A 26,048-nucleotide genomic window follows, 5' to 3' on the forward strand; every position below is an offset into this window, starting at 1 on the left:
CTGATCAGCACCGCCATCAGCTGACGATCTGGCCGTCGTCAATCTTGATGACCCGATCCGCCATGTCGATGACGCGCGGATCATGGGTGGCCATCAGCACAGCGATGCCGTGCTCCCGAGCCCTTGACTGCATGGTGAGCACCACATCGCGCCCCGTGGCCCGATCCAGGGAGGCTGTGGGCTCATCCGCCAGGATCAGTTTCGGCTCACAGGCCATCGCCCGTGCGAAGGCCACCCGCTGCTTCTGGCCACCGGACAGCATCGATGGGTAGGAATGGATCTTGCTTTCCAGGCCCAGGTCAGCCAGCAACTCGGTGGCCCGACGGGAGCGTTCCTTGTGGGTATGCCTGAGAGTCACCTCCATCGCCACCTGTACATTCTGAAGTGCCGTGAGAAAGGGCATCAGATGGTGGGCTTGAAAAACAATCCCGATTTCGGATCGCAGTCGCAGCAGCTCCTGATTGCTGCAACCACGCAATTCCCTGCCCAGCACCCGTAGAGAGCCGCTCTGTGTGGGCTTGAGACCGCCGATGAGGGTCAGCAGTGTTGTCTTGCCACATCCCGAAGGCCCAACCAGAGAAACGAACTCTCCAGCGGCCACGGAAAAACACACATTCTTGAGTACAGAGGTCGCCAGATCTCCAGCCTGGTAGACATGGCTCAGATCATTGGCGATGATCGCATAGCCGTCTGATTCCTGCATGAATAAGGTGGCATTGTCGGTGGATGAGTGGGCTCGATCTGCTTAGCCAAAGAGCTCCGAAGGATCGGCGTCATTCAGTTTTGACATCGCAAACAAGGAAGAGGCGCAGCACATGGAAACAATCAATAGGAATGTGGCAACGACCGTCTTAAGGGGCAGATCCATGGGCAAGGAGGTGTTGGCTGTGATCAGCATGCACAGGATTGAACTCACCAGCCAGGCCACTGGGAAACCCAGCACCGAAAGGATCAAGCCTTCGTTAAAGACGATCCGTTCCAGTCTCAAGCGCCGATAGCCGATCGACATCATCAGGGCGTAAGCAGGAAGATGAAAGGTGACATCCATGCTCAGCAGTTGATAGACCATCATGCTGCCAACGGACAATCCCATGACCGCACAAAAAGCGAACACTGTCCCAATGGGTTTGCTGGTTGACCAATAACTTTTTTCGGTGGAAACAAGGTCATCCCTAGTCATGATGGTCACGTCAGGGGACAGAGATTTTCTGATCCGGGATGCCGTTTGCACGGGATCCGCGCCCGGCCTGAGTTTGACCAAGCCAAGCTCGATGATTCTTTCTTCCTTGGGTGGGAAGATAGCATTGATGGTGTTGATATTTGTGATGAACGACGCGTCGTATCCAAAGGAGGGTCCCAGTCGCACCAAGCCTGCAACCCTGAGCCTGTGATCATTGACAAAAGCGTTAACCGTCTTTCCAGAGTTGAATAACTCTTTGACGGGCCCAAACTCAGGTCTTGACAATACATCGTAGAGCACACGGCTCTCCACCGTCAGCTTCCCTTGCTGTTCCTTCACGGCGGGGTCATTAAAGACCGGCTGGCTGGGATTGATTCCAATCCCAATGGACCATCTGCTCATGTCATCGCCTGGGAGGCGCCACTTCACATATCGCCATCGAACTGGGTAGATATCATCAACGGATTTGTCTGCGTAAACATCTGCGAGCCGCGATTCAGGAAAACCGGCAATGCCTGTCAGGCTTGCTGATTGAGGATTCAGGACAACAAGATCGGTGTTGAACTTGTTGAAGATAGCGACACTGGAATTGTAGAGGGCATCCTGAATAGCAAGCTGCATCAAGATGAGAATAGAGGCGAACGCCACCCCAAGCACGGCAACCAGGAGCTTTGTTGGTTGCTTCTTCAGCAGCAGCCAGGCGATGGGGATTCTGCGCTTGCTGAAAGGATCAAAAGAAAATCTTTTCATTTCTGGAATATGGCCACCACTTTGGCGCCAGTCAGTTTAGAAACAATCGCAGATTGATCGGGTTGGATTCTGACTTCCACGTCAATTGTCCGGGCCTCCCAGTCCGAGTCATCCCGCGGGTCCTGGGATAACTGTTTGCGGTTTCCAATCTTCTGTGAAATGCGGCTTACTGTCCCATTCAGCCTTTGCGGAAAGCTCATGTTCTCACTGCGGAGAATCACGTCTTGGCCAAGGTGAATCTGGCGAATATTGTCTTCATTGACTTGGATGACTGCCATCATCTGGTCAGTGGCCCCAAGTTCCATGACACCTCGTGGACTGGGTCGCTCGCCTGTGCGAACAAGAACCTTAAGAATGGTGCCTGAAATCGGTGCTCGGAGAAACGAATACTGACGTTCGGTCTCGCTCTTGTTCAGTTCCGCAATGGCTTCGCGAAGCTGAGATTTCAATTCCAGGAGCTTGAGCTCCTTGATTTCCAGCTCCGCTGCCGGGAAAACCCCTTGCTTGGCGAGTTGTCGATACCGCTTGGTTTCGTTTTCGAGCAGGCGGGCCTGAGATTTGATCGAGGCAATCCGTGCGATGACGAGTTCTTTTTGGCTATCGACGCGTTGGAGAGTATCAAAGACGGCTAGAATCTGACCCTTTTCAACCTGTTGCCCCTCGTCGACATTGAGAGACTGAATTCTTGGAGCGCCTTCGGTGACCTGGATGGGAGCGGCCAACACACGAACCTTGCTGACCGGCTCCAGATAACCCAGCGCCGAAAAGTTGCCGGATCGGGCTGGCTGGATTGAAGCCTGGGGCCTGGGTGTCGTGCCAGCGACAGGGGTTGGAGTTGTTTTGGACGCCGCAGTGAAGAAACGAAGCAAGGCGACCGCGCCCAGTGCCACAACCAGCAACGGGAAGATAGGTCGTAAATGTTTGTTCATTAACGCGACATTTGAATGAGAAAAATCAAGCAGCCTTTCGGAATGCTCCTGGCGTGGCGCTGGTGCGCGCCCCGTCAACTGCAATGGATGTCTGGATCACTTTACCCGAATGGGGACAATTTCTGCGGCGTCTTGTTTTGACACACTCATGCTACGATCGGGGCCGGTCGGTCGGTTGAGCTGCCCAATCCACGATGGTTGAGGAGTCCCGGGTCATGGGCAGCGGTCTGGAGCGGGGATCCTCGCGCCCCCTCAAGCTCAACGGTGTTGAGCAGTACATGCATGCCGATCATCGGCGCGACTATCCGATCTTTTATTATCACGTCGTCGCTCTGAAGGCCTCGTTTTCAAGGCAGCAGCTTGAGGCTGTGATTGAGTCCGTGAGTCGCTCCGATCCGCGTGTGACAGCTCTGTTGGCGAGGGGGCCCGATCGCAGGGCTCGGTTGGAAGTGTCCGACTCGACTGTGTCAGGGCCCAGTCTGGATTGGGTTGAATCGGATGATCCTCAATCAGAGAGTCAGTCTGAATCAGCGCGTCAATTCTGGGAAAGCAGGCATTGCTTGCCGCGTCCTGCGGTCCGATTCCTGGCCATCAGGACCCGAGGCAATGGCGCAGTCGTCACCCGGCTTTTTGTGGAGGTCTATCACGCTCTCTTTGATGGCTTGTTCACACTGCAGTACATGGGTGAGATCATCCGTGGTGTGCTGTCCTGCTCATCGTCTGATCAGGATGGGTCTCTCCGCAGGCAGGCTTCTCTGGATGAGCCAGCGGATCTCAGTGAGGACGCCGCGAGAGCGTCCTCTCCCGGTCTGTTGGCCTACGTGAAGACCTTGTCTCCGTTCCTCGGGAATTCATCCGATCCCTTGGTCAGGCACCGCAATGCCAAGGCCGGACAATGGCAAAGCGTGCTGATCGACAACAGTTCTCTGTGGCCGATTCATGGTGCCCAAGTGCTTGAACTTCGCGGCCCCCAGCTCCGAAGCCTCAAAATTGCTGCGGCCAAAATGGGCAGCAATCTCAATGGCCTCTTGATGGCAGCAATTTTCTGTTCGATCAGGCAATTCTGGGAGCAAGCAGGCTCGCGCAACCACAGGATCTGTTTTTGCATTCCTGTCAGCCTCAGATCGCGTCGAGGCCGTTTGCGCCCAGTCAACAGCATCAGTTATGTGTTTCTGAGGCGCAGTACTCGACGTGCTGAGTCCTTGTCCGAGTTGGCGCAATGGGCGACCCAGTCGCTGGCTCTGAAGTCAACTTCAGAGATGGCCCAAGTGATGACAAATGTGTTCGAACTGATGGCCAGGTCCCGCGTGTTGTTGCCCCTGGTGACGCGTTTTCCCGGTAGCATGTCCACGGTGATTGTCTCCAATGTTGGCAATATCAATCAGGCGATCCATGGGTCAGCAAAGCTGCGGCCGTCAAAAGCGGAGTCGCCTGTGTCGATTTACACGGGAATCACCTACCTCCGTCCGGGTAGTCAGGCAGGTTTCGGGATCTCGGAGTTGGATGGGAATCTGACCATCAGCGGGGTTTTCGATACGCTCAGTTTGGCTCCTGCCGACTGTGAAGCTGTGATGAATCATCTGCGCCATCGGCTCGCTGAGGTCGTCGCCGGAAGCACGAATGATGTGCTTCCCTAGTGTGCCGTCCCGCAAATAGCCGCTACAATATGAAGTGTCTCCCGAGGGGGTCGTTTCATGCCAAGCGGGCGCCCCATGGCTCCTCTGGAGCTGTCGGCTGATGAGGCCAGCCAGCTCCAGAGCCTGGCTGGATCAAGGTCCTTGCCCCATTCGATCGTTCAGCGGGCGCAGATCGTCCTGGCCTGCGCAGCTGGTGACACCAACACCTCAGTTGCCAAGCGATTTGGCGTTCGCAGCGCAACGGTGGGCAAATGGCGGCAGCGCTACCTCGATCTGGGGATCGAGGGGCTGCACGACGAGCTCCGTTCAGGCCGCCCGCGGACCTATGAGGACGACACGGTGGCGGAGGTGATCAACCGAGCCCTGCAGAGCAAGCCAACCGATGGCAGCACGCACTGGAGCGCTCGGACTTTGGCCGCAGAAACAGGGATCTCCAAGTCCACGGTTCACCGCTGGCTGCAGACCTTCTCGCTCCAGCCCCACCGGCAGAAATCGTTCAAGCTCTCCACCGATCCGTTCTTTGTGGAGAAGGTTCGGGACATCGTTGGCCTGTACCTGAACCCGCCCGACAAGGCGATGGTGCTCTGCGTCGACGAGAAGACGCAGATCCAGGCCCTCGACCGCACCCAACCGCTGCTGCCCATGGGGCTGGGCTACGTGGAGGGTGTGACGCATGACTACATCCGCCACGGCACCACGACCCTGTTTGCCGCGCTGGACGTGGCGACCGGTGAGGTAATCACTCAGTGCAAACCCCGGCACCGCCACCAGGAGTTCCTGGGGTTCCTCAGGCAGATCGAGAAGTCCGTCCCCGAGGATCTGGACCTGCACTTGATCGTGGACAACTACTGCACCCACAAGCACGCCAAGGTGCGTGCCTGGCTGGCCCAGCGTCCCCGTTTCCACGTCCACTACACCCCCACCTACGCCTCCTGGCTCAACCAGGTGGAGCGCTGGTTTGGACTGATCACCCAGCGGGCAATCCGGCGCGGCAGCTTCTCCAGCGTCAAAGAGCTGATCGCCAGGATCGAGCAGTTTGTGGCCGCCTACAACACGACCAAGGCCCCGTTCAACTGGACGGCGACAGCTGACTCAATCCTGGAGAAGCTCCAGCGGCTTTGTGCGCAAATCTCTGGGACGGCACACTAGGAGGTCGTCGCACGTTGCCCACCGACCCAAGGGGCTCGGTCGAATTGCCGTCAGGCATTACAAGGGATGCCCCCTCATGCAACTGCCAACGAGGCCCTGAACAGCTTGAGGATGTTGTGGGTGGTGGCCATCAGGCTCCATTCCCCATTCACCTTCTCCAAACCGCGTAGCCAGAACCGATCCAGCCCTCTCGAGCTCTTGATCTGACCGAACACCGGCTCCACGATCGCCTTGCGCAGCGCATAGATCGCTTGGCCGGTCTTGGAACTGATCTTGCGGTCCATCCGGCCGCGGGTATCCAGATCTTTGGGGGCTCGCCCCCGTGTTCGCCTTGGCCATTGGCCATGCTGTTTCCTGCTTGTGGCATGTAGGCCTCCAGTCCTCGTTGCTTGTAGGCTTCCAGCTTCGAAGGATTGCCGTACCCATTCAGGGGGGCGGGACAGCTCATCGCGAACATCGATACGACTGAACCCTTGACGTCGGCTTGAATCCCGGTTGCATCTCAGGCAGAGACTTCCTGCGATGACCACCCCTCCGGCCGGGATTTCAGAAGCGGACTGGGCTTCCACTCCGGTGGGCGTGAGGGCTGGCTTCCTTGAGGTTCTTGCACAGCTCCAGAGACAACAGCAGGAGAACGACCAGCTCCGAGCGCAGCTCACCGACCTGGCGACGGAACTGGCCAGCCTGCGCGAGCGGATCGGCCGCAACTCCCGCAACTCCTCCAAGCCGCCCTCCAGTGACGGCACGGGTTTTAAGCCGCCCACCCGCTGCAAAGGCACTGGTCGCAAGCGGGGTGGTCAGCAGGGGCACCCGGGAGCAGGGCCGGAGCTGCTGCCGATCGCGCGTGTGGATGAGGTGCTCGAGCACCACCCGGACGCCTGCCGCCGCTGCGGCACCCTGCTACAGGGGGAGGATGCGGAGCCGCTGCGCCATCAGGTGATCGAGATTCCACCGATCAGCCCGGTGGTGATCGAACACCGTCTGCACCGTCTGGTCTGCCCCTGCTGCTCCACCAGCACCTGCGCCGAGCTGCCGGCGGATGTGGAGCCCAGCCGCTACGGCCCACGCCTGAGCGGCCTGGTGGGACTGCTGGGCAGCGCCTTTCCCCTGAGTTTCGGCCGAACCCAGGCGCTGCTGGATCAGCTGCTGGGTGTGGAAATCAGCCGCGGCGCTATCGCCACCATCCGGGCACGTCTGAGCGCAGCCCTGCAGCAGGCGGTGGAGGAAGCCCTGGAGGTGGCCCGGCAGCAGCCGGTGGCCTACGTGGATGAAACCGGCGCCCCCACCGGCAACGCCGACGGTTGTAATCCTGCTGGCAGGCGCGGCTGGCAGTGGGTCATGGTCACACCACTGGTTACGGTGTTCCTGCAGGGCCTGAGCCGCTCAAGTGCAGCGGCAATGGAGCTTCTGGGCCATACCTTTGCAGGGATCGTGGTGAGTGATCGCTTCTCGGCCTACAACCACCTGCCCGTGGAGCAGCGGCAGCTGTGCTGGGCCCACCTGATCCGGGATCTGGCGGCCATCGCTGAACGCCAGGGCGCCAGCAGGGAGATCGGAGCCCAGATGCTGGCTCTGCAGCAGCATCTGTTCGCTCACTGGCACCAGTGGAAGAGCGGAGCGATCGACCGGCCCCAGCTCCTGCATCGATGCCACCCCCTCCGCTTGGCGTTCGAGGCCACGCTGCAGCGGGTGGTGGATCTGGGCTGTGAGCGGGGCGAGCAAACGCCCTGGGCCCAGACGGTGCGAACCTGTCGCCAGTTGCTGCAGCGCAAGCAGGCGCTCTGGACTTTTCTGCAAACGCCAGGGATCGAGCCCACCAACAACGCTGCCGAGCGGGCACTGCGGCAATCGGTGATTCACCGCAAGATCAGCCATGGCGTCCAGTCCTCCGGCGGCGCCATCTGCCGCAGCCGGTTGCTCACCGTCACCGCCACCCTGCGGCAGCAGGGCCGCGATGTCTGGCAATTCCTGGAGCAGGCCTGGATTGCCCATCGCCTCGGCGGCGTGATGCCATCGCTGGTGCCGGATCGCTGAGGCAGCGATCACACGTGGAAGGAACAGATGGCCCCTCTCAGAGGAGAGATCGGAGATTGACTGACGCACTGGGGTGTCCCGACCCCTGAACGCTTACGGATTGCCTTAGCCCACATCTGTGATCAGGGCATCCGGCAGCCTACCGGTATTCGCCTGGATCTGTTCCATCATGGACCGCAGGGGCATCGCATTGCTGGGCTGCTAGCTGGCACCGATCGCCACGATCGCCATCGACTGCTTCATGGCAGTTGTTGCCCTGGAACCAGCCCTTGTATCCCCTGAGGATTGGGCTTGTCGGAGTCGCTGTAATTCCTTTGTGTGCTGGGCTTTGGGTGGCCTGCTGCATTGCTCGGGAGTGTTCGAGATGGCGTCGATTTCGGCCAGGAGAAGTGCGGGGTCTTCGATTGCCGTCAAGACAGCCATGACCCTATTTGACATTGTCTGGTGAGGCAATCTATCGCATCCCCTCTGGTGGACGAGGTCTGCGGCCCTGATCTATGCATTTCGTTTCATCTGCGGATTTCTGTGGCTTGCTCGTGCAGGCGTCTTCGCGCGGATCTTTCTCGTGCTTCAGGCCTGGCCCCGCGGCTGCCGAGCATGGTCGTGCTTCACGGCGCAGCCTTGCTCAGGGGTACGTCGTTCACCGCCGGCAGGGGGCTGCCCGGCTTGATCAGGTCAAGCTGAATCTGCACCTGCTGCACGGCTCTGAGGTTGCGGGCCACCGGTCCGTCGGGGGCCAGCAGGGGTCGCTGCTGGGGAAGATCGAAATACACAAGGCCTTTCTCCACCTCGCGGAAGGCCTGCGGCGAGAGTCCCTCCCGGCTCGCCACCACCGGGATCGCCAGATCGGGCTGGTGACGCCGCAGGCGGTGGGCGGCCTGCCAGGCCCGGAGCAGCTTCGGCAGGACCTCTCCCCACCGCTCCAGTGCCTTGGGATCCACCACGAGGATGTCGAAGATCTCCCCGGGGATCTCGCGGCTGTCGAACAGCCTGATGGCCGCGGCCTGTCGCCTGGCCTCCTCGCTGTAGGGCGGGAACAGGGCGGCGGCGTCCACCCTGCCGGCGGCCAGGGCGGCCGGGATCTCCGCCAGGGGCAGGTGCAGCACCTCGACGTCCCGCAGGCTGAGCCCTTCGCGTTCCAGCGCTCGGCTCAGCACGTAACTGCCGAGGGTGGACTGGGTGACCGCCACCCTGCGGCCTCGCAACTGGGAGATGCTGGTCACTCCAGGCCTGGCAAGCAGCTGATCCCCGCCGCGGGATTCATCCAGCACCAGCACCACCACCGGACAGCGGTCGGGGGCGCGGGCGCAGATGTCAACCGCCTCCACGGTGGTGAGCGGGGCGATGGCCAGCTCGCCCTGCAGGTAGGCATGGACGATCCCCTGGGGATCGGCGAACTCCTCGGTCTTGAGCGTGAAGCCCTGCGCGCCGTCCAGGCCCTGTTGCTCGGCGAGATACAGGTACTCGTATCCCGGCCAGCTGGAGACCGGCACGGTCAACACGGCCGGACGTGATGCGCAGCCGCCGAGGAGGGCGACCAGCAGGGGGAAGACGCGGACCCGGCCGGGGCGGAAGCCCGCCTGAGTGTGAGGGTCCTGAACGCGCTTGCGAGTGGATCTGTGGAGGGGCGAAATCCACAGCACGGAATCAGGCAACCACCTCATGCCGCCAAGGTAGGTGCGGGTATGGACGTTGTCCGGAGGTTGAGGCCGCCGAGAACGTCCCGCTCAGGCGGTCCATGGGGTCGCATCGGAAGGGCCTTCTGTGCACGCGCGGGCGACCCGCAACCGGATGGGGGGCTCGGCCTCTGGAGGGACCTGGCTGTCTGATGCGGCAGACGGCTCGGTCCCTGCCCGGGGGACTCACCAGCTGACGCCGTGCAGCTTGGGAAGCGGTGCGGTCTTGAAGGTGATGGCGAACAGGCGCGGAATCAGGCGGCTGTTGTAGACGCGGAACTCGCGCAGCACGCTGGCGCCTTCCTCACGCACGGCCTGGTTGAGCACCACCGAGCCATCGGGATCGGAGACGGAGCGGTGGAAGGTGCCGGGGGGAATGCGCAGGATGTCGCCGCCGGTTTCGAGACGGACGATGTGATACGGATAATTCCAGCCGAAATTGACCAGATAGAAGGTGCGGCCGCCGTTCAGGGCCAGCAGGTTGTCCTCCTGGTGGGGGTGCAGATAGAACTGCCAGGCGCCGGTCTTCTCCTCGTTCGGCGGGCTGACGGCCGGTCCGCTGTGGATCACCAGATCGCGGGCGTTCGACGTGGCAACCGTGATGTCGAAGAAGCGGACGGCGGGGGTATCGCGGAACTTCTCGTAGGGCAGCAGCTCGAACATCGGCGCCCGTTGTCGGCTTTCGTGCAGAGGTTCGCCGGAGGGCAGGCTGGCGGTCATGGCGGAGGCTGCGACGTCGCAGGCCGGGGCTTGGGAATGGGCCAGTGAACAGAGCCCGGGGGGCGCTGATCGTGCTCACGGCTACGAAAAGCCCGTTTCCACAGGCCAGTTCCGCGGCTGTTTGTCCGCTGCCCTGTCTGGAGGGTTCACGCGGTTACACCACCGCCCTCCGGCGCTCGAGGAGCGACCGACGGCAGAATCATTCCTGGCTCGCTCGTGGTCGCGTCCGGCCGGTCAGTCGCTCAGTCGATCAGTCGATCAGCGCACTCAGATGCCGCGCACCTGCCATTCCCCGGCCAGGGGGCGTGAGGCCGGCACGAGCCGGGCTCCCTGGGCCTCCAGCTCCAGATTCACCACCTGGGCGCGACCCCGGTCCTTGGCGACGTAGAGGGCGGCGTCAGCGCTGCTCATCAGCTCACTGAGTCCGAAGCCGCCGGGGCCGGCGCTGGAGGCCGCCCCGATCGACAGACTCACCCGCACCGGCCTGTCGGCTCCGACCTCCATGTCGTGACAGGACACCTGGGCCAGGGTGCGGCGCAGCATCGCCATCGCCCCCTCGGCGGGGAGCTGCACCAGGATCACGAACTCATCACCGCCGAGGCGGCCGACCAGGTCGTTGCTGCGGACCGACGCGCGCAAGACATCGGCGACCCGGCGGATCACCTCATCGCCGGCGTCGTGGCCGTAGGTGTCGTTGATGCCCTTGAAGTGATCCACGTCGATCAGAGCCAGGGTCATCGGTGCGCGCTCCGGCTCGGCGCGGCGCAGCAGGTCGGAGGCGGTTTCCAGGAAGGCGGCACGGTTGAAGATGCCCGAGAGGGAATCCACCTGGGCCAGCTCCAGAAGCTGGGGAATCAGGCGCTGCCGCAGCCGCAGCATCAGTCCCACACAACCGGCCACCAGGGGCAGCAGCCCGGCCAGGAACACCCACACCATGAACCGCAGGGCGTCGGGGCCGGCCTCACTGGCGTCGATGACGGTGATCAGCGTGGCCTGGTCGCCGAAGCGTCGGTTGCCCTCCAGGGCCAGGGGGTACTGGCGGCGGCTGCTCAGGGTCTCCCCCCCGATCCAGGGCAGGGCTCCCTGGAACTGCTGGGCGTCGCGGCTCAGGCAGGCGAGCAGGGCGGAGGCCGACGGGCAGTCGGCAAACAGCTGCCGCAACGGCTTCTGCCGTGGCATCGCCAGCACCGAAGCGAGCGACATCCCCACCATGGCGTTGTTGGAGGCGGCCAGCACGATTCCGCGTTGATCGACCACCAGGGCTGAGGTTTCCTGCGGCCGCGTCGAGGTGATCTGCTGCAGCTGTCGCTGCAGGTTGTACATGGGCTGATAGCTGGTGAGCCCCACGCTCAACTGGCGCTGCAGATCCTGGGCGTCGCGCTCCAGCATCCTGGCGCCCTGGGAGAGCACCAGCGCGCCCGCCAGGACGGCCATCAGGGCTGAGGCTCCCGTCGCCACGAGGATCACCTCCAGCCACAGGCTGCGGTTCACCCTTCCCTGCAGCAGCGGCGAGGTGCCCAGGAGTGCCAGCCGGCTGCGGATCATGGTTTCTCCAGAAAGTCCGTGCTCAGCTCAGGCCGGGGGGCATCGGGACGGATGCGGCCCGCCCTCTGCATCAGTGCACTCATCCGAGCCATGGAGCGCGCCAGCGGACCATCGGCCGCCAGCAGGCGGCGCTGCTGTTCGGGCCCCGGGTAGCGCAGACCCTCTTCCGTGCGCCGGAATTGCTCGGGCGTCATGCGCTGGCGGCCGGCCATCAGCGCCACAGAGGGCCCCGGGCGTTGCCTGGCCTCCTCATGGGCGGCCCACCAGGTGTGCACCAGAGCCCTGACCGCGTCCGGATGGCGACGGGCGAACTCCGGATCCACCGCCAGCACATCCACCACTTCTCCAGGCAGGGCGGCGCTGCTGAACAGCTCCTGGAAGCGCGGGTCATCGCGCAGCGGGAGGTCATGGGGCGCGTAGGTGACGATTGCGTCGAGCCTGCCGGCCTGAAGGCTGCGCACGAGCGCCTCCGGACCGTCGTAGATGAGCGTCATGCCTTCGAGGTTGACCGGTCGATCCCCGAAGCTGCTCAGCAGCAGGTACTGACCCAGGACCGAGGCCTCCAGCCCGACGCGACGGCCCAGCAGCTGCTCAGGACGCTGGATCTCCCGTCGGGCGATCAGCCGATCGGCCCCCAGCGATTCGTCGAGGACCAGCACCAGCAGGGGACAGCGTCGGGGGCTCTCCTGGCAGATGGCGATCGCCTCGGGAACGGTGGTGGCGATCACGTCCACATCGCCGTTGCTGTAGGCGCGGCGCTGGTCCTCCAGGGAGCTGAACTGCTCGATGCGCAGATCGATCCGGTCGCGGCTGGCCAGCTCCTTCTGCTCGGCCAGATAGAGGTATTCGTATCCCGGCCAGCTGGTGATCGCCACCATCACCGGGCGCGGTCTTCGCGCATTCAGCCCCAGGGCCAGGGCCCCGGCTCCGATCAGACCCACCACTGCCGCCGTCAGCCAGGGCAGCAGGCGGGACCGGGCGGCCGCGGCAGGTTTCAGAGGCATCGGACGATCACAGCGGCAGCGGACCGGTCAGAGGTGCTCCGGGCGGCTGGGTGGACGGGGTGAACGAGACAGGCACGCCGAAGGCTGCGGAGGATGCCAGGAGCGAGGGCGAAGGCGGCAGGGCTCGACTGGGGTGGCATACCGGTGATCTCAGCCTGACTTCTGCAGCAGGAGGACTGGCCCTCAGGCTGGCGGAAACCCCGGTGCGTGTTGCAGGGTTCTGAGTTTTCTTGAGGTTGAGGCCAGCGGAGGGCCTGCTTCGTCATCCTGAAGCCCCATTGGCCCTCAAGCCCTGTCGATGCCCCTGCCACCCGTCAGCGACCGTCCCGAGGAGGTCATCGCCGACCGGAATGAGCTGAAGCCGGGGCACCGATCCCACCCCTGGCGGCGTCAGGGGCTGCTGCTCGCCCTGTTGACCGGCCTGGCGGTGCTGCTCAACAGCCTGCCTGTGCCCCTCTACTTCGGGGTGCAGGTGCTGCTGGGCTCGGTGCCGCCGATCCTGGCGCTGCTGCTCTGGCGCACCTGGTGGGCCGTGCCGATGGCCTTTCTGGCCAGCCTGCAGACCTGGACCCTGTGGGGGCATCCCTGGGCGGTGGTGATCTTCACGCTCGAAATGGTCTGGCTCACCGTCGCCATGCGCCTCTTCAACGGCCTGGCCCGCAACGACGGCAATGGCCGCGTGGTGCTCTTCTCGCTCGCCTACTGGCTGCTGCTGGGCGCCCCTCTGGTGTTCGTGTTCTACGGGCTGGTGCTGCGCTTCGACGCGGCGAATGTCCTGGTGGTGGCGGTCAAGCAGAGTTTCAACGGGGTCTTCAACACCGGCCTGGCATTTGCGGCCCTGATCGTGATCCGCGTCGTCCAGGCCCGGCGCGGGCAGGGTCCGGGCCTGTCGCTGCGGGGGGTGATCGTGGCTCTCGCCCTGCTGGCGATCACCGTGCCCACGCTGGTGATCAGCCTGCTGGCCGGCCAGCAACTGGAACTCGCCGTGCAGGAGGGCGTCCTCGATGGCCTGCGCACCGTGAACCTCGCCGTGGCCCGCGCCGGCGTGGAGGATCCCACCCCGGATCTGCTGATGCGCGAGCTGGGCAACGATCTGGCCTACCGGCGCCTGGAGCCCGACGGGCAGTCCTCCAGTTCCGATCCCGCCCTGTTCCAGCGCCTGGATGACGCCTTCCAGGACAGCGGCCGCACCTATGTGCGCAACAGCGACCTGGCGCTGCTCATCCCCCGGGGGCGTCTGCCGCTGCTGCGCAAGTGGGTGAACGGCTACTGGAGCTACAGCTCCCAGATCAACAGGGGCGTGGGCGAGACGGCGCTGGTGCAGGTGGTGGCCCCGGCCCGCGCCATCGTGACGCGCATGCAGGACCAGAGCACCTGGCTGCTGGCCACGAGCATGAGTGTGATGACGCTCGGAGCGCTGATCGGCTACTGGCTCGGGGGCCTCTTCGATCGCGAATTCCAGCGGGTGATCTCCCCCCTGCACCTGCAACAGGGTTCCGTCTCGATGCCGCCGCTGCAGCTCTCACCGGTGCTGGAGCTGCGCAATCTGGCGTTGTTGATCAACCACCGCATCCGCCAGGTGAACCGCCTGGCACTGCAACTGCGCCAGGCCTACAGCCGTCTGCGCCAGTCCAGGAATGATCTGCAGCAGCATCTCAACATCGATCCGATCACCGGTTGCGGCAACCGTCAGGCCCTGAAGGCGCGCCTGCAGGAAGAGTTTCACCGCTGCTGTCGCAGCGGAGAGGCCCTCAGCTGCCTCTGCCTGCGGGTGGACAACCTGGTGGCGATCAACCGCACGTTCGGACCCCAGGTCGGTCACACCCTGTTGCAGGGCCTGACCCAGGCCGCCCGCCCCCGCCTGCGCATCACCGATCACCTCTTCCGATGCGGCGATGCGTTCCTGGTGGTGGCCATCGGTTGTTCCGCCGCGAACGCCCGTGACCTCGCGGAGAGCCTCAGGAGCGCGATGGAGGGGATCTACCTCGCCAGCAGTGAGCCCGGTGGCACCACCCAGGAGTTGCGCACCCGTCTGAGTTTCGGCATCAGCAGCCTGAACGCCGAGGAGGCCGACGCCGAGGATCTGCCTGCCAGGGCCCGCCAGGACCTCGACCGTCGCCGCCCCGCTCCGGAGGAGACCTTCGGGGGCGACAGCTGAGGCGCCTCAGGCGGGAGTCCGGGCTTCGCCGGCTGCGGGGCCGTCACCCGGTCCGTGCCCGCTTCCGGAGCGGCAGGCCTTGAATGGAACGCACCCTCCGTGATGCCGATGGCTTCCCAGGCACGATCCGGCGGCCTGCTTCTCGCCGCCCTGCTGCTGCCACCGCTGGCGGCCCCGCTTCAGGTCCGGGCCCAGTCCATGCCCCCTCTGCCGAGGCAGCCCGTCGCCAGGCCGACCGTCTCGGTGCCCGACTTCAAGAACACCGTCACCCAGCCCGCCTGGTGGTGGCAGGGGCCGGTGGCCACCGACCTGGCCGCCGCCCTCGCCAACGAGCTGGCGGCCACCGGCACGCTGCAGGTGGTGGAGCGCAACAAGATCGGCGCCGTGCTCAGCGAGCAGGAGCTGGCGGAGCTGGGCCTGGTGCGCCAGGGGCCGACCGCCGCGACCCGAGGCAATCTCACCGGTGCCCGCTACATCGTGCTCGGCACCGTCACCTCCTACGACTCGAATGTCGAGGAGAAGAGTTCCGGCAGCAATTTCGGCCTGCTTGGCTTCGGCAAGAACCAGCAGCAGCTGGAGACCAAGGACTACGTGGCGATCGATGTCCGCGTGGTCGACAGCAGCACCGGTGAGATCGTCGGCCAGCGCACCGTCGAGGGGCGTGCCACCAACGTCGCCAGTGCCAATCAGCAGGGGGTGAGCCTGCTGCCGGCCGCCGGCGCCGCCCTGCTTCTGTTCCCCAACATGGGACGCACCGGCCAGGTGCTCACCGGGGCCGCCGGCACGCTCAACTTCGGCAACAACAGCTCCCAGGCACAGCGCACACCCGCCGCCAAGGCGATCCGCGCCGCCCTGATCGATGCCGCCGGGTACGTCAGCTGCGTGCTGGCGCCCCAGGGCGACTGCCTGGCCCGCTACCAGGCCCAGGATCAGGAGCGCCGACAGCGCACCCAGGGGGTGTTGCAGCTGGAGTGAGGGTGGGGAGGGCCGGACCCGCTCAGAACGGAATCGGCATCGTCACGGTGGCGGGCTCCGGGGCGCAGGCGGCCACCCGCTGGGCCACCACCTCACCGATCACCACCACGGAGGGGGAGGCGAAGCCCGCGGCGGCTGCCTTCTCGGCCAGCTCCGCCAGGGAGGCCAGCAGCAGCCGCTGGCCGCGCACCGTGCCCTGCTGGATCACCGCGCCCGGGGTGTTCGGCGCCAGCCCGCCGGCCAGCAGTTCCTCGGCGATGCGGGCCAGGTTGTGCAGACCCATGTAGATCACCAGGCTGCCGCCGCTGCGGGCCAGGCCCTGCCAGTCCACGCCGGGCCGGCCCTTGTCGATCTCTTCATGGCCGGTGACGAAGGTGACGCAGGAGCCGGCCCTGCGGTGCGTCACCGGGATGCCGGCGTAGGCGGGAGCGGCGATGCCGGCGGTCACCCCGGGCACCACCTCCACCGGGATGCCGCGGGAGGCCAGGTGGGCGGCCTCCTCGCCGCCGCGGCCGAACAGGAAGGGATCGCCGCCCTTGAGCCGCACGATGCGCTGATGGCGGCCGGCGAGCTCCACCAGCAGGGCGTTGGTGCTGGGCTGGGGCACCGAGTGGTGGCCGCGGCGCTTGCCGACGAAGTGGCGCGCGCAGGAGGCCGGCACCAGATCGAGCAGATCCTGCGGCACCAGCGAGTCGTACACCAAGGCGTCGCAGCTCTGCAGCAGCCGGTGCGCCCGCAGGGTGAGCAGCTCCGGGTCGCCCGGGCCCGCCCCCACCAGATACACGGTGCCCGCTCCGCTGGCCTCCCGGGCGGGCTTGGTCACGGCGGCGTCCGCGTCGGGGCTGGTGGCGGGGACGGGCAAGGCGGAGGAACCGGTGGCGGGGACAGGGGTGGCAAGCAACCGGCGCTGTCGCCGGCCGTCTCGCAGGGCCCGCGAGGACGGGTGCTGGGAGCAGGGGGGCGCGAACACGGAGGCCGCGGCGCCCCTCGGGCCTGTCTGCCCGTGGCCGGCAGCGGCAGACGCCCGACTGTAGGGAGAGGCCGGCGCTGGGATCCCCGCCGCGGCGGCCGTGGGCCCCGATCCCTGCCTCGGGCGCGGCCGCTCACGACCCATCAGCCGGGCAGGGGGCCGCAGCCGGCGGATCCGGCCCCGGCCGATCGTGCCGGCGGGATCGCCCGGTGGCGCCGGGTTTCGTGTCCTCCCTCCCCCGGCCCGCTGCGCTCAGCCGGGTTCCTGGGGGGCCGCCTGGAACCAGCGTGCCAGCACCGACACGACGGCATCGCCGTCGCCATCCCTGTGTCCCAGGCTCAGCCGCGCTCGAAGGCGATCAGGCGTGAGAAATAGAAGGGGGCCTGGTTGAGGCTGCGGTGCACCGGCCGGAAGCCGCAGGCGGCGGCGGCGGCGACGATGCCGTCCTCGCGCAGCTGGTAGGCGCGGGTGGTCTTGCTGGGGCCGGGGAACAGCTGGCCGATGCCCTTGAGAAGCGCCAGCAGCGGCGTGTAGGGGGCGAAGCTGACGATCAGCCGGTTCTCAGCCAGCGAGGCCAGGTGGCGCACCATCTCCTCGGCGGCCTGCTGCGGGTAGTGGATGAACACATCCAGGCAGACAACGGTGTCGTAGCGGCCCTCCAGACTTTCGAGATCGGAGGCGTGGAAGCTGAGGCGCTCCGGCGCAATGCCGGCCTCCGCGGCGCGGCGGCTGGCCTCGCTCACCATCGCCTCCGACAGGTCGCTCGCGGCCACCGAGCCGGCGCCGGCCAGGGCCAGGGGGATCGCCAGGCTGCCGACGCCGCAGCCGGCGTCGCAGAAGCTGCGGCTCTCCAGACCGCCGCGTGCCTGCAGCCAGGCCAGCACCTCATCGACCGTCTTCTGGTGGCCGATGCGGATGTTGCGCTGCACCTTGTTGACGTCGTCGCTGTCGCTGTAGATGCGCTTCCAGCGCTCGAAGCCGGTGGTCTCGAAGTAGCCCTTCACCTCCTGCTTCTCGGCGGCCTTCTCGGCCTGCTTGGCGTCCAGCGAGCCCGTTGCCGCGCTGCTGGCGGTGGTGCTGGTCTGCAGGTCGGCGGACATCGGGAGGGGGCTGGGGTGGCGCGGATCCTAGGGAGTGGAGGCGGTTGGGTTCCGGGGGGTGGAGCACCCGGGCCCGCGGTTTCAGAAGCGCTCGGGCCGTGGATCCATCCAGGTAAGACGCTCGCCGCGAGCGGCCAGCTGCCCGGCTCGCTGCTCCAGCCAGCGGCGGTCGAGTCGCAGCAGCCTGTAGGGCTCCGCCACGGCCAGCTGCTCGCCTCTCCAGTGCTGCCAGTGCGGGCGCCGGGCGGTCTCCCGGTCGATCACCACCAGCACCGTGGCCTCGCGCTGCGATGTGGAGGGCTGCAGACCCGGACGCTGTTCCCGCCGCAGACGATCCGCCAGGTTGCGCAGCGCTGACGCGGAACGCCCCTCGAAGATCACCGTGGAGCCGCTGTAGAAGTGAAGCGACGGCTTTCTCATCCCCACCATCGCCAGGCTTTCCCCTGCCCGCTGCTCGCGGGAGGCCGCGGCGGCCAGGATCCGGATCGGCGCTCCCCGCCGCTGATCGAGCCGCACCGTCAGGGGCAGCAGCAACAGCGGCACCAGCGGGAGCAGGGCCAGCTGACTCTGGAGCAACCGCTGCTCCGGACGGCCTGAGGCGAGACCGAAGGCCAGCAGGGAGGACAGCAGGGCCAGGCCGGCCCCGCACAGCATCCAGGGGCCGTTCAGGATCGCCCCGGGGAGGTCCGGAACGGAGGGATCCTCGATCCAGCGCACCCACAGCGGCGCCGCGCCAAGGCCAACGGACAGCAGCAGCAGCAGCAGGGCCGAGCTGATGAGGGCCAGTCTCCCGTTTCTGTCGGCCGCCCCAGGGCGCCCGCCGAGTGCCAGGCTCACGAGCAGGGCGGCGGCCGGAGTCGCTGGCAGCCAGTAGCTGGGGAGCTTGGTGGCAGAGAGGGAGAAGAACACCAGCACCGCCAGCAGCCAGCCGGCGGCGAAGCGGCCCAGGGAGGCCTCGGGCGCGGCCGGTCTCGGTTGCAGCAGGGCACGCTTCAGGCCGAGCAGCAGCAGAGGGGTGTAGGGCAGGCTCGCCACGAGCAGCAGCGCCCCGAAATACCACCAGCCCTGCTGGTGGTTGTTCACGACCCGGGTGAAGCGCTGCAGGTTGTGGTAACCGAAGAAGCTCTGCCAGTAGGCATTGCCCTCGCGGAGCAACACCACGCCGTACCAGGGGGCCGCCGCCACCATCGCCAGCAGCAGCCCTCGTCCGGGCCTGAGCCGTTGCACCAGTCGGGGGGCATCCCCCTGAAGTGCTGCGAACAGGCCCAGGGTGAGGGCGCCCAGCACCAGGGCCACCGGCCCCTTGGTGAGGGTCGCGAGTGCCAGGGGAGGCCACCAGTGCCAGGAGGGCCCATGCGGGCAGGCATAGGTGCGCCAGGCCAGCAGCAGTCCCACCGCCAGCAGTGCACTGAAGAGGGCATCGCTCACCTCGGTGCGGCCCCAGATCAGGGCCAGGGGGCCGAGCGCGAAGGCCAGGGCGCTGCTGAAAGCCACGCTTCTGGTGTTCTCGGGCGAGGCGGAGGACGGGGGCCAGCGCAGCACCGTGTCGGCCAGGAGCAGCATCACCCCGATCGAGGCGATGGCGGAGGGCAGCCTCGCGGCCAGGCTGCCGGCGGGATCCCAGAGCATCCGGCCCGGCAGGGAATACACCGTTGCCATCAGCCAGTAGACGAGCGGCGGCTTGTCGTAGCGGGGCAGGCCGTTCACCCAGGGCACCAGCCAGTCGCCGCTGTCCCGCATGCGCCGCGCGGAGGCGGCGAACAGCGCCGGGGTCTCGTCGATGACACCGGTCTGCCCCAGTCCGACCAGGAAGACCAGGGCTCCTGCCGCGAGGGTGATCAGGAGCAGCCTGCGCCGGTCACCACGTCGTCGGCCCATGGGGCGGTGCTGCAGGGGAGAGGGGATCCATGCTCCCTGCCTTCCAGGTGCCGGGCGATGTCGGCTGCACGACCAAGGGGCGTGTTGGCAATCGCGCTCTTAAGAGGCCATTAACAAGGATCGGTGAAGGTGAGGTATCGGTCCTCTCCCAGCCATGGTCCGTTATCTGCCGCCCGAAGACCAGGCGATCGTCGCGCAGGCGCGTGGCTGCGGACTGCTCGGCGGGGGGGACTCCCCCGGCTACCTCTCACCCGATCTCTGCACCGCCCTGGCGCTGCTGCTGGCCGTGCCGACCCTGGGCTATTCCCTGCTCTTTGTCCCGATCGCCTGGGTCGCCCAGCATGAGCGCACCAACCACCGGCTCGCACGGTTGCGAGGCCAGCTGGAGCGGGTGTCTGCCCATGGGGATGCGACGCCGGAGCCGCCGCTGCCCACCAGCAGACCGATGACGGCGCTGCGGCGAACCTGAGGGACCTGGCGGTCGCCGGACTGTGCTGCACCTCTTCTGCCCCACATGCCGTCCAGGTGGCGGCTCCCTCAGGGAGTGTCTTCAGAACACGATCACGGTTGATCCATATCGCTCCAGCTGCCTGTCGGCGGTGAGCAGCAGCATCGGCTCCACCCTGCTCTGGCAGACCAGCAGGCGGTCGAATGGATCGCGATGATCGCCACCGCTCTCCAGCTCCGCCACCGCCAGCAGATGGGCATTGCGCAGCGGCAGCCAGCGGAGCAGCAGATGGGTGTCGAGCAGCAGGCGTGTCACTGCAGCGCTTCAAACAGGTCGTCCAGTGGGGCGTCGAAGTCCTTGGCCAGCGTGATCTGGCCCCGCATCGCTCCCGGGGCAGCGATCGTGGCCTGTGGGTTGCGCCAGGGCACCAGGCGTGCAATCGGCACCCCCGAGCGAGCGATCACGACTTCTTCGCCAGCCTCAACCTCCAGCAGCAGCTGTGACAGGTGTGCCTTGGCCTGGTGCACGTTGACCTGATGCACCGTGACCTGATGCACCGTGACCTTGGCCATGGCAACCGGGTGCAGCTCCTGGACTAAGTCTTGGTTTGGTCGTGATTCAGGGTTCTCGCTCTGAATGGTCGCCCTGCCTCCACTGCAGCCCCTCCTTGCCCTGCCTCCAGCGCAGGGTCTCCCCCAGGGGCCGGCCCACCAGCAGCTGCGGCAGCGAGCGCTGCTCCCCCAGCACCCGCCGCGGCAGCACGGTGGCGGCGGCGATCGCCCGCTCCGGCCTGCCGCTCCAGCGGGCCAGGCGCACCGCCCCCTCCAGCAGGGGCAGGGTGACGCCCGCCAGGGTGCCGTCGGCCAGGCGGCAGCTGCCGCCGCTGACGTGCAGTTCACGCTCATCCCAGCGGTGGACGCCGTCTTCGAGGCCGTAGGGGGCCAGGGCATCGCTGACGATCACCACCCGGTCGGGGGCGAGGCGCTGCAGCAGCACCGCCATGGTGGGCGCCACATGCACGCCGTCGGCGATCAGGCCCAGGGCCACGTCGCCTTGCAGCAGTGCCGCCGCCACCGGGCCGGGGGCGCGCCGGTGCATGTCGGGCATGGCGTTGAGCGCGTGGGTGAGCATCGACACCCCGGCGTCGAAGGCCGCCTGGGCCTGAGCCTCGTTGGCGGCGCTGTGACCCAGGCTCACCACCGCGCCGCGGTCCCGCAGCGCACGGATCACCGCGTCGCTGCCCGCCAGTTCCGGCGCCAGGGTCACCAGGGCGATGTCGTCCGGCTGCTCCCAGCCGGGGCCGCAGCGCAGGCCGCCGATCCGTTCCGCGAGAGCCTCCAGACTCGGAGCCGCCAGGTGCTCGGCAGGGTGGGCGCCGCGGCGCTCATAGGCCAGGAACGGCCCCTCCAGGTGGGCTCCGAGCAGCCGGCAGCGACCGCTTCGGTGGCGACGGCGCGCTTCGGCGAGCACCGCCAGGGCCTGGCGCAGCGGCTCCACGCCACAGGTGACGAGGGTGGGGCAGATCGCCTCGACGCCATCGGCCCAGAGGCGCTCCAGCAGCTGCTCAAGCCGGGGCAGATCGGCGGGCGTGAGTTCGGGGAAGGCCAGCCCCAGGCCGCCGTTGATCTGCAGGTCGACGCCCATCGGGCTGAGCCAGTCGCCGCCCCAGTCGATGCCGGCGGCATGGCTGCCGGCATCGAGGGGTTCGAGCGCGGCGATCACGCCCGCGTCATCGACGCCGATGCGCCAGAGGCGGTTCCTGTCGTGGCCGCAGGCCCTCTCCAGCGGCAGGCGCACATTCGTCAGCCAGGGCACGGCAGGGCGGGATCGGGGTGCAGCCTTGAGGATGCCACCACAGGACGGCCTGCAACACGCTGGTTGCCGCCGGCCCCCCGGGGGCGATCGGCGCAGGGAGGGGAGAATGGCCGGCCTTGCCGCGACTGAACCGTGCCCGAGAGCGCAGCGTCCTCACTGTCGCCCCAGTCGCCGCCGCGCGTGGCCGTGATCATGGGCAGCGACTCCGATCTGCCGACGATGGCGCCGGCGGTGGAGCTGCTGCAGCGCTTCGGGGTGAGCTGCGAGGTGCGGGTGCTCTCGGCCCACCGCACGCCGCTGGAGATGGTGGCCTTCGCTCAGGCCGCCGCCGGACGGGGCCTGAAGGTGATCATTGCCGGAGCTGGCGGTGCCGCCCACCTGCCGGGCATGGTGGCCTCACTCACCACCCTGCCGGTGATCGGTGTGCCGGTGCAGAGCAAGGCGCTCTCCGGGGTGGATTCGCTGCATTCGATCGTGCAGATGCCCGGCGGCATTCCGGTGGCCACGGTGGCGATCGGCGGCGGCCTCAACGCCGGCTTGCTGGCGGCGCGCATCCTGGCCACGGCCGATGCCGAGCTGGCCGCAGGCCTGGCGGCCTACGCCGACGATCTGCACGATCAGGTGGTGGCCAAGGACCAGCGGCTGGTGCAGCTGGGGGCGGCGGCGTACCTGAAGGGGATGGGGTGAGTGGATCGGTGGGTGAATGGGCTGAGGGTGATTGGCAGGAGCCTCCCCGGGTGTCAGTTGTAGGCAGCTCCTAAGTTGATCAAGCTGGCGTTGAAGGCATTGGCGGATCGCTCGACCGACTTGGCTGGATCAGGCACAGAGGGATCTTGAGCAGGCCGATGAGTCGATGCGCTCGGGACGGCATGAGTGGGCCTGTTTCGCGGCTCACCAGGCTGCCGAGAAAGCCCTCAAGGCCCTGAACCTGGCGCAGGGGCAGCAGGCCTGGGGCCACACCCTCAGCCGTCTATGGTCAACTTTGCCCACACAGGTCTGGACGCCTGCGCCGCCAGTGGGTCTGGAAGACCGGCTGCGGCTGCTGGATGGTTTCTACATCCCCACCCGCTACCCGGACAGCTACCCGGAGGGCACGCCGGGCGAACATTTCGGCAGACTGCAGAGTGAGCAGGCTCTCCTCCATGCCGATGCCATCCTCCGCTGGGTCGGTGCTGCGTTGGCCCAGCTTCGATCAAGTGATCGATCAGGCGACCCGTTGGGCGACGACGCAACAGCAACAGAACCCTGATCTGCTGGCTGTTGGTGTGTTCGGCTCCTACGGCCGCGGTGATGCCGGTGTGGGCAGCGATCTGGATCTGGTGTTGATCCTTGAGTCCTGCGCCCTGCCGATCTGGGAGCGCCTGCGCCGCTGGGACACCGGCGCGCTGCCGCTGGCCTGCGATCTGCTCGTCTACAGCCGCGAGGAATGGCAGACCCTGCCCAGCTGGAATCCCCGGCTGGCCGAGGTCCTCGGCCGCGACGCGCGCTGGCTGGCGGGCCATCCCCCTCATCCCTCCTCATCGCCGGCCATCTTGCGGAGGTAATCGGCCTGAGAGAGCCGGCCACAGCGCTGCGGCCGGCTCTGGCTGAGCTGCCCCAGTCCTCTGAGCTGCTGCTCCGCTTCATCCTGAAGGGATCCCCCAACACGGAGCAGGGGCATTCCGTCCTCCCTCGCCGCTCCCTCTACATTCAGCTTCAAGCCCGTCTCACCGCCGCCCGCAGCGCGGCCCGTCTCCATGCTCGAGCGGTTGGTGCTGCCCCCCTGGCTGCGTTTCAGCCTGGCCCTGCCGCTGCTGGTGCTCAACCTCTGGGTGCTGCGCCAGCTGCTGCTGCCGCTGGCGCCGTTCCCGGCGTTGTTCCTGACGGCGGCGTTGCTGGCCTTTCTGCTCGACATCCCGACGCGCTGGCTGGTGGGCCGTCGCCTGCCCAGACCGCTGGCCCTGCTCCTGGTGCTCGGTCTGGGCTTCGGCGCGGTGGTGCTGGCGGCGCTGTGGCTGGTGCCGCGCCTGATCAGCCAGCTGGATGATCTGATCACCGCCCTGCCGGGCTGGCTGGCCCAGGGGGAGACACTGCTCACCGATCTGCAGACCTGGGCCCAGGGCAAGGGCCTGCCGTCGGAGTTCGGCGATCTGAGCAGCGAACTGATCAGCCGCACCAGCCGCCTGGCCAGCCAGCTCAGCCAACAGCTGCTCAGTCTGCTGGGGGCCACGGTCGGCCTGACGGTCAACACCGTGATCGTGCTGGTGCTGACGGTGTTCCTGCTGCTCGGGGGGGAGCGCATCGCCGCCGGTCTGGCCGCCTGGTTGCCCCCGGGCGTGCGCACCCTGGTGACCACCACCCTCTATCGCACCTTCCGCGGTTACTTCGGTGGGCAGGTGCTGCTGGCGCTGATCCTCAGCGGTCTGCAGATGGTGGTGTTCACCCTGCTGGGCATTCCCTATGGGGTGCTGTTCGCCGTGACGATCGGCTTCACCACCCTGATTCCCTATGCCAGTGCCCTGACGATCGTGCTGGTGAGCCTGCTGCTCGCCCTGCAGGATCCGCGTCAGGGCCTGGAGGTCCTGGTGGCTGCGATCAGCGTCGGTCAGGTGGTGGATCAGGTGATCCAGCCGCGCCTGATGGGCAGCATCGTCGGCCTGCAGCCGGCCTGGTTGTTGATCAGCCTCCCCATCGGCGCCCGCCTGGGCAGCCTGCTCGGGCTGGGCGAATTGCTGGGCTTGCTGCTGGCGGTGCCGGTGGCCAGCTGCGGCAAGACCTTTCTCGATGCCTGGGCGCAGCGGTTGCGGGCGGGGGAGCTGGCTCAGGCAGGCGGCTGAAGCGAGTCCCACCCTCCTCCCCAGGGCCAGCAGGGAAGGCTCCATGCCGAGTGCGGATCAGCCGGATGTCACCGGCGCATGGTGCTCTCAAGGGCGGCGGCACGGGTGCCCCTGCGCCTGGCCAGCATCTGCCAGCCCGCCGTCGCCAGGCCGCCGCCTAGGGCCAGCACCAGCAGATCGCGCAGCCATCCGGGAAGCTCGCCGGCCAGGGCTTCGGGGAGCGGCGTGCCCTTCGGGTCGGGCCCGTAGGCCACCTGGCAGGCCGCATTCAGCAGCTGGGCCTGGGCCGGGGTGCTCGGCACCTGCCCATCGAGCAGGCCCTCCTGGCAATTGGCCGCACCCTTGACCGGCGGACTGTCGGCGACGGCATAGCTGAAATCGGCGCCGCTGCTGCCGACCGAATCGACGGTGGCGTAATTCAGCTCATAGTCGCTGTCCGGCACGTCGATCACCGTCGACTGCTGACTGGTGGCGTCGTTCACAAGGTCCGTGATCACCGCGGCACCGGCCAGGGCCGTGAGCCCCCAGCCGGGAGAGGCGGATCCCCACCAGCTCCAGGTGCCTGGATTCCAGCTGTACCAGCCGTATCCCCAGGGACGGCTGCCCCAGTAGCCGCCGTTGGCCCAGATGTTGTTCCAGCCGCCGACGTTGCGGTTGTAGAAGTTGTTGGCAGGATTGTTCCAGGGCTGGTTGCGACCGTCGTTCCAGCGGTTGTTCCCGTTGTTGTTCCAGCCGTTCCTGTTGAAGCGCTGGAACTGGGCCTGCGAGATGTTGTGACCCGTCCATGGGCTGCGGCTGCCGGGGCCGTAGAGGGGATGGCTGCCGCGGTAGCCCTCGTGCAGATCGCGGTCGGCGACTTGGTCCGTCCAGCTGCGTCGGTCGTCGGGCTCGGTGGCTGGGGCTGGGCGTTCCTGGGGAACTGCTCGCTCGACTGAAGCGGACTGGGGTGCAGGAGCTTGAGGCTCAATGGGGGCTGCCCGCTCGACGGGCGCTGCAGCGGGCTCGGGAGCTCGGAACCGATAGGCACCGCCACCACCCCCGCCCCCATCCCAGTGCCCCCCACCGCCGCCAACGTGGCCGCCACCACGGGCCAAGGCCGCTGGGGGCAGGGAGCTGGCTCCCCACAGCACGGCGGCACTCAGAGCCAGGACAGGCAGACGGCAGGGGAAGTGCATGGAAGTTTGATGAGGTCAAGAGGGCTGACCGCAGAGCGGTCGGGCGAGGTCGGTGTCGGCTTCACGCCACGCAGGCGACCCGTGGCTTC

25 protein-coding genes are annotated in these 26,048 nt (G+C 66.6%); 10 read left to right on the forward strand and 15 right to left on the reverse strand.

Going from position 1 to position 26,048, the window contains the following annotated elements:
- Nucleotides 1-16: 16 nt before the first annotated feature.
- The 3 genes from H8F25_RS09780 to H8F25_RS09790 are packed head-to-tail and all read right to left on the reverse strand — an operon-like array spanning nucleotide 17 to nucleotide 2,937.
- Nucleotides 17-703, reverse strand: coding sequence for an ABC transporter ATP-binding protein (locus H8F25_RS09780; RefSeq protein WP_197210258.1), 687 nt, complete (start codon nucleotides 701-703; stop codon nucleotides 17-19).
- A 42-nt stretch (nucleotides 704-745) separates the two neighbouring features.
- On the reverse strand, nucleotides 746-1,930 hold the full coding sequence (gene devC, locus H8F25_RS09785) for an ABC transporter permease DevC (protein WP_197210259.1): 1,185 nt from the start codon (nucleotides 1,928-1,930) through the stop codon (nucleotides 746-748).
- Nucleotides 1,927-2,937 (reverse strand): efflux RND transporter periplasmic adaptor subunit, encoded by a 1,011-nt coding sequence (locus tag H8F25_RS09790; RefSeq protein ID WP_231596744.1) that lies wholly within the window; start codon nucleotides 2,935-2,937, stop codon nucleotides 1,927-1,929. The genes devC and H8F25_RS09790 overlap by 4 nt, the downstream gene beginning before the upstream one ends.
- Before the next feature lie 116 nt (nucleotides 2,938-3,053).
- Here H8F25_RS09790 and H8F25_RS09795 point away from each other — a divergent pair, with 116 nt between their 5' ends.
- Together H8F25_RS09795 and H8F25_RS09800 are read left to right on the forward strand one after the other, a co-directional pair.
- Nucleotides 3,054-4,496: a hypothetical protein gene (locus H8F25_RS09795; RefSeq protein ID WP_197210261.1), complete on the forward strand. Its 1,443-nt coding sequence runs from the start codon at nucleotides 3,054-3,056 to the stop codon at nucleotides 4,494-4,496.
- A 57-nt stretch (nucleotides 4,497-4,553) separates the two neighbouring features.
- The gene (locus tag H8F25_RS09800) at nucleotides 4,554-5,645 is read left to right on the forward strand and encodes an IS630 family transposase (RefSeq protein ID WP_197210262.1); all 1,092 of its coding nucleotides are present in this window, start codon (nucleotides 4,554-4,556) and stop codon (nucleotides 5,643-5,645) included.
- Nucleotides 5,646-5,719: 74 nt separating this feature from the next.
- On the opposite strand, the gene H8F25_RS09805 is transcribed toward H8F25_RS09800, so the two are convergent.
- Nucleotides 5,720-5,929 carry a transposase gene (locus tag H8F25_RS09805; RefSeq protein WP_197210263.1) on the reverse strand — a complete coding sequence of 70 codons (210 nt, stop codon included), beginning with the start codon at nucleotides 5,927-5,929 and terminating at the stop codon, nucleotides 5,720-5,722.
- Between the two features lie 238 nt (nucleotides 5,930-6,167).
- Here H8F25_RS09805 and H8F25_RS09810 point away from each other — a divergent pair, with 238 nt between their 5' ends.
- On the forward strand, nucleotides 6,168-7,679 hold the full coding sequence (locus H8F25_RS09810; RefSeq protein ID WP_197210264.1) for an IS66 family transposase: 1,512 nt from the start codon (nucleotides 6,168-6,170) through the stop codon (nucleotides 7,677-7,679).
- A gap of 608 nt (nucleotides 7,680-8,287) precedes the next feature.
- Here the strand turns inward: H8F25_RS09810 and H8F25_RS09815 are convergent.
- The 4 genes from H8F25_RS09815 to H8F25_RS09830 form a co-directional block, all read right to left on the reverse strand.
- A complete protein-coding gene (locus tag H8F25_RS09815) occupies nucleotides 8,288-9,181 on the reverse strand; it encodes an ABC transporter substrate-binding protein (protein ID WP_370525714.1) in 894 nt (297 codons plus the stop codon).
- A 360-nt stretch (nucleotides 9,182-9,541) separates the two neighbouring features.
- On the reverse strand, nucleotides 9,542-10,018 hold the full coding sequence (locus tag H8F25_RS09820; RefSeq protein ID WP_197213686.1) for a redox protein: 477 nt from the start codon (nucleotides 10,016-10,018) through the stop codon (nucleotides 9,542-9,544).
- A 324-nt stretch (nucleotides 10,019-10,342) separates the two neighbouring features.
- Nucleotides 10,343-11,620, reverse strand: a complete 1,278-nt coding sequence (locus H8F25_RS09825; RefSeq protein WP_197210266.1) for a diguanylate cyclase — start codon at nucleotides 11,618-11,620, stop codon at nucleotides 10,343-10,345.
- Nucleotides 11,617-12,624 (reverse strand): ABC transporter substrate-binding protein, encoded by a 1,008-nt coding sequence (locus tag H8F25_RS09830; RefSeq protein ID WP_197210267.1) that lies wholly within the window; start codon nucleotides 12,622-12,624, stop codon nucleotides 11,617-11,619. Before H8F25_RS09830 ends, H8F25_RS09825 begins: the two co-directional genes overlap by 4 nt.
- Before the next feature lie 298 nt (nucleotides 12,625-12,922).
- Between H8F25_RS09830 and H8F25_RS09835 the strand changes: the two genes are divergently transcribed.
- Together H8F25_RS09835 and H8F25_RS09840 are read left to right on the forward strand one after the other, a co-directional pair.
- A complete protein-coding gene (locus H8F25_RS09835) occupies nucleotides 12,923-14,782 on the forward strand; it encodes a GGDEF domain-containing protein (RefSeq protein WP_197210268.1) in 1,860 nt (619 codons plus the stop codon).
- 108 nt (nucleotides 14,783-14,890) lie between these two features.
- Nucleotides 14,891-15,757, forward strand: a complete 867-nt coding sequence (locus tag H8F25_RS09840; RefSeq protein WP_231596745.1) for a CsgG/HfaB family protein — start codon at nucleotides 14,891-14,893, stop codon at nucleotides 15,755-15,757.
- A gap of 22 nt (nucleotides 15,758-15,779) precedes the next feature.
- On the opposite strand, the gene cobA is transcribed toward H8F25_RS09840, so the two are convergent.
- The 3 genes from cobA to H8F25_RS09855 form a co-directional block, all read right to left on the reverse strand.
- A complete protein-coding gene (cobA, locus tag H8F25_RS09845; protein ID WP_197213688.1) occupies nucleotides 15,780-16,580 on the reverse strand; it encodes a uroporphyrinogen-III C-methyltransferase in 801 nt (266 codons plus the stop codon).
- 485 nt (nucleotides 16,581-17,065) lie between these two features.
- On the reverse strand, nucleotides 17,066-17,827 hold the full coding sequence (gene bchM / locus H8F25_RS09850; protein ID WP_197210270.1) for a magnesium protoporphyrin IX methyltransferase: 762 nt from the start codon (nucleotides 17,825-17,827) through the stop codon (nucleotides 17,066-17,068).
- 81 nt (nucleotides 17,828-17,908) lie between these two features.
- Nucleotides 17,909-19,705, reverse strand: a complete 1,797-nt coding sequence (locus tag H8F25_RS09855; RefSeq protein WP_197210271.1) for a glycosyltransferase family 39 protein — start codon at nucleotides 19,703-19,705, stop codon at nucleotides 17,909-17,911.
- Between the two features lie 154 nt (nucleotides 19,706-19,859).
- Between H8F25_RS09855 and H8F25_RS09860 the strand changes: the two genes are divergently transcribed.
- Nucleotides 19,860-20,174 (forward strand): hypothetical protein, encoded by a 315-nt coding sequence (locus H8F25_RS09860; protein WP_197210272.1) that lies wholly within the window; start codon nucleotides 19,860-19,862, stop codon nucleotides 20,172-20,174.
- 81 nt (nucleotides 20,175-20,255) lie between these two features.
- Here the strand turns inward: H8F25_RS09860 and H8F25_RS09865 are convergent, their stop codons facing one another.
- The 3 genes from H8F25_RS09865 to H8F25_RS09875 are packed head-to-tail and all read right to left on the reverse strand — an operon-like array spanning nucleotide 20,256 to nucleotide 21,968.
- A complete protein-coding gene (locus H8F25_RS09865; RefSeq protein ID WP_197210273.1) occupies nucleotides 20,256-20,468 on the reverse strand; it encodes a hypothetical protein in 213 nt (70 codons plus the stop codon).
- Nucleotides 20,465-20,725 carry a type II toxin-antitoxin system Phd/YefM family antitoxin gene (locus H8F25_RS09870; protein WP_231596746.1) on the reverse strand — a complete coding sequence of 87 codons (261 nt, stop codon included), beginning with the start codon at nucleotides 20,723-20,725 and terminating at the stop codon, nucleotides 20,465-20,467. The genes H8F25_RS09865 and H8F25_RS09870 overlap by 4 nt, the downstream gene beginning before the upstream one ends.
- 46 nt (nucleotides 20,726-20,771) lie before the next feature.
- Nucleotides 20,772-21,968, reverse strand: coding sequence for an N-acetylglucosamine-6-phosphate deacetylase (locus tag H8F25_RS09875; RefSeq protein ID WP_370525715.1), 1,197 nt, complete (start codon nucleotides 21,966-21,968; stop codon nucleotides 20,772-20,774).
- A 192-nt stretch (nucleotides 21,969-22,160) separates the two neighbouring features.
- Here H8F25_RS09875 and purE point away from each other — a divergent pair, with 192 nt between their 5' ends.
- The 4 genes from purE (at nucleotide 22,161) to H8F25_RS09895 (ending at nucleotide 24,784) form a co-directional block, all read left to right on the forward strand.
- Entirely contained in the window at nucleotides 22,161-22,655 is a 495-nt protein-coding gene (purE, locus tag H8F25_RS09880) for a 5-(carboxyamino)imidazole ribonucleotide mutase (RefSeq protein WP_197213694.1), read from the forward strand.
- A gap of 166 nt (nucleotides 22,656-22,821) precedes the next feature.
- On the forward strand, nucleotides 22,822-23,217 hold the full coding sequence (locus H8F25_RS09885; RefSeq protein WP_231596747.1) for a HEPN domain-containing protein: 396 nt from the start codon (nucleotides 22,822-22,824) through the stop codon (nucleotides 23,215-23,217).
- Nucleotides 23,117-23,512, forward strand: coding sequence for a nucleotidyltransferase domain-containing protein (locus H8F25_RS09890; protein WP_231597352.1), 396 nt, complete (start codon nucleotides 23,117-23,119; stop codon nucleotides 23,510-23,512). Before H8F25_RS09885 ends, H8F25_RS09890 begins: the two co-directional genes overlap by 101 nt.
- Nucleotides 23,513-23,704: 192 nt before the next feature.
- On the forward strand, nucleotides 23,705-24,784 hold the full coding sequence (locus H8F25_RS09895) for an AI-2E family transporter (protein WP_197210274.1): 1,080 nt from the start codon (nucleotides 23,705-23,707) through the stop codon (nucleotides 24,782-24,784).
- A 68-nt stretch (nucleotides 24,785-24,852) separates the two neighbouring features.
- Here H8F25_RS09895 and H8F25_RS09900 read toward each other — a convergent pair whose 3' ends face one another.
- Nucleotides 24,853-25,959 carry a hypothetical protein gene (locus tag H8F25_RS09900; RefSeq protein WP_197210275.1) on the reverse strand — a complete coding sequence of 369 codons (1,107 nt, stop codon included), beginning with the start codon at nucleotides 25,957-25,959 and terminating at the stop codon, nucleotides 24,853-24,855.
- Between the last annotated feature and the right edge of the window lie 89 nt (nucleotides 25,960-26,048).

The organism is Synechococcus sp. CBW1004 (genome assembly GCF_015840715.1).
GTDB lineage: Bacteria > Cyanobacteriota > Cyanobacteriia > PCC-6307 > Cyanobiaceae > Cyanobium.

Coding starts and splice junctions, on each gene's coding strand:
- H8F25_RS09780 (WP_197210258.1), bottom strand. CDS start 703: ATGCAGGAATCAGACGGCTATGCGATCATCGCCAATGATCTGAGCCAT.
- devC (WP_197210259.1), bottom strand. CDS start 1,930: ATGAAAAGATTTTCTTTTGATCCTTTCAGCAAGCGCAGAATCCCCATC.
- H8F25_RS09795 (WP_197210261.1), top strand. CDS start 3,054: ATGGTTGAGGAGTCCCGGGTCATGGGCAGCGGTCTGGAGCGGGGATCC.
- H8F25_RS09800 (WP_197210262.1), top strand. CDS start 4,554: ATGCCAAGCGGGCGCCCCATGGCTCCTCTGGAGCTGTCGGCTGATGAG.
- H8F25_RS09805 (WP_197210263.1), bottom strand. CDS start 5,929: ATGGACCGCAAGATCAGTTCCAAGACCGGCCAAGCGATCTATGCGCTG.
- H8F25_RS09810 (WP_197210264.1), top strand. CDS start 6,168: ATGACCACCCCTCCGGCCGGGATTTCAGAAGCGGACTGGGCTTCCACT.
- H8F25_RS09820 (WP_197213686.1), bottom strand. CDS start 10,018: ATGTTCGAGCTGCTGCCCTACGAGAAGTTCCGCGATACCCCCGCCGTC.
- H8F25_RS09825 (WP_197210266.1), bottom strand. CDS start 11,620: ATGATCCGCAGCCGGCTGGCACTCCTGGGCACCTCGCCGCTGCTGCAG.
- H8F25_RS09830 (WP_197210267.1), bottom strand. CDS start 12,624: ATGCCTCTGAAACCTGCCGCGGCCGCCCGGTCCCGCCTGCTGCCCTGG.
- H8F25_RS09835 (WP_197210268.1), top strand. CDS start 12,923: ATGCCCCTGCCACCCGTCAGCGACCGTCCCGAGGAGGTCATCGCCGAC.
- H8F25_RS09840 (WP_231596745.1), top strand. CDS start 14,891: ATGGCTTCCCAGGCACGATCCGGCGGCCTGCTTCTCGCCGCCCTGCTG.
- bchM (WP_197210270.1), bottom strand. CDS start 17,827: ATGTCCGCCGACCTGCAGACCAGCACCACCGCCAGCAGCGCGGCAACG.
- H8F25_RS09855 (WP_197210271.1), bottom strand. CDS start 19,705: ATGGGCCGACGACGTGGTGACCGGCGCAGGCTGCTCCTGATCACCCTC.
- H8F25_RS09860 (WP_197210272.1), top strand. CDS start 19,860: ATGGTCCGTTATCTGCCGCCCGAAGACCAGGCGATCGTCGCGCAGGCG.
- H8F25_RS09870 (WP_231596746.1), bottom strand. CDS start 20,725: ATGGCCAAGGTCACGGTGCATCAGGTCACGGTGCATCAGGTCAACGTG.
- purE (WP_197213694.1), top strand. CDS start 22,161: ATGGGCAGCGACTCCGATCTGCCGACGATGGCGCCGGCGGTGGAGCTG.
- H8F25_RS09885 (WP_231596747.1), top strand. CDS start 22,822: ATGCGCTCGGGACGGCATGAGTGGGCCTGTTTCGCGGCTCACCAGGCT.
- H8F25_RS09890 (WP_231597352.1), top strand. CDS start 23,117: ATGCCATCCTCCGCTGGGTCGGTGCTGCGTTGGCCCAGCTTCGATCAA.
- H8F25_RS09895 (WP_197210274.1), top strand. CDS start 23,705: ATGCTCGAGCGGTTGGTGCTGCCCCCCTGGCTGCGTTTCAGCCTGGCC.
- H8F25_RS09900 (WP_197210275.1), bottom strand. CDS start 25,959: ATGCACTTCCCCTGCCGTCTGCCTGTCCTGGCTCTGAGTGCCGCCGTG.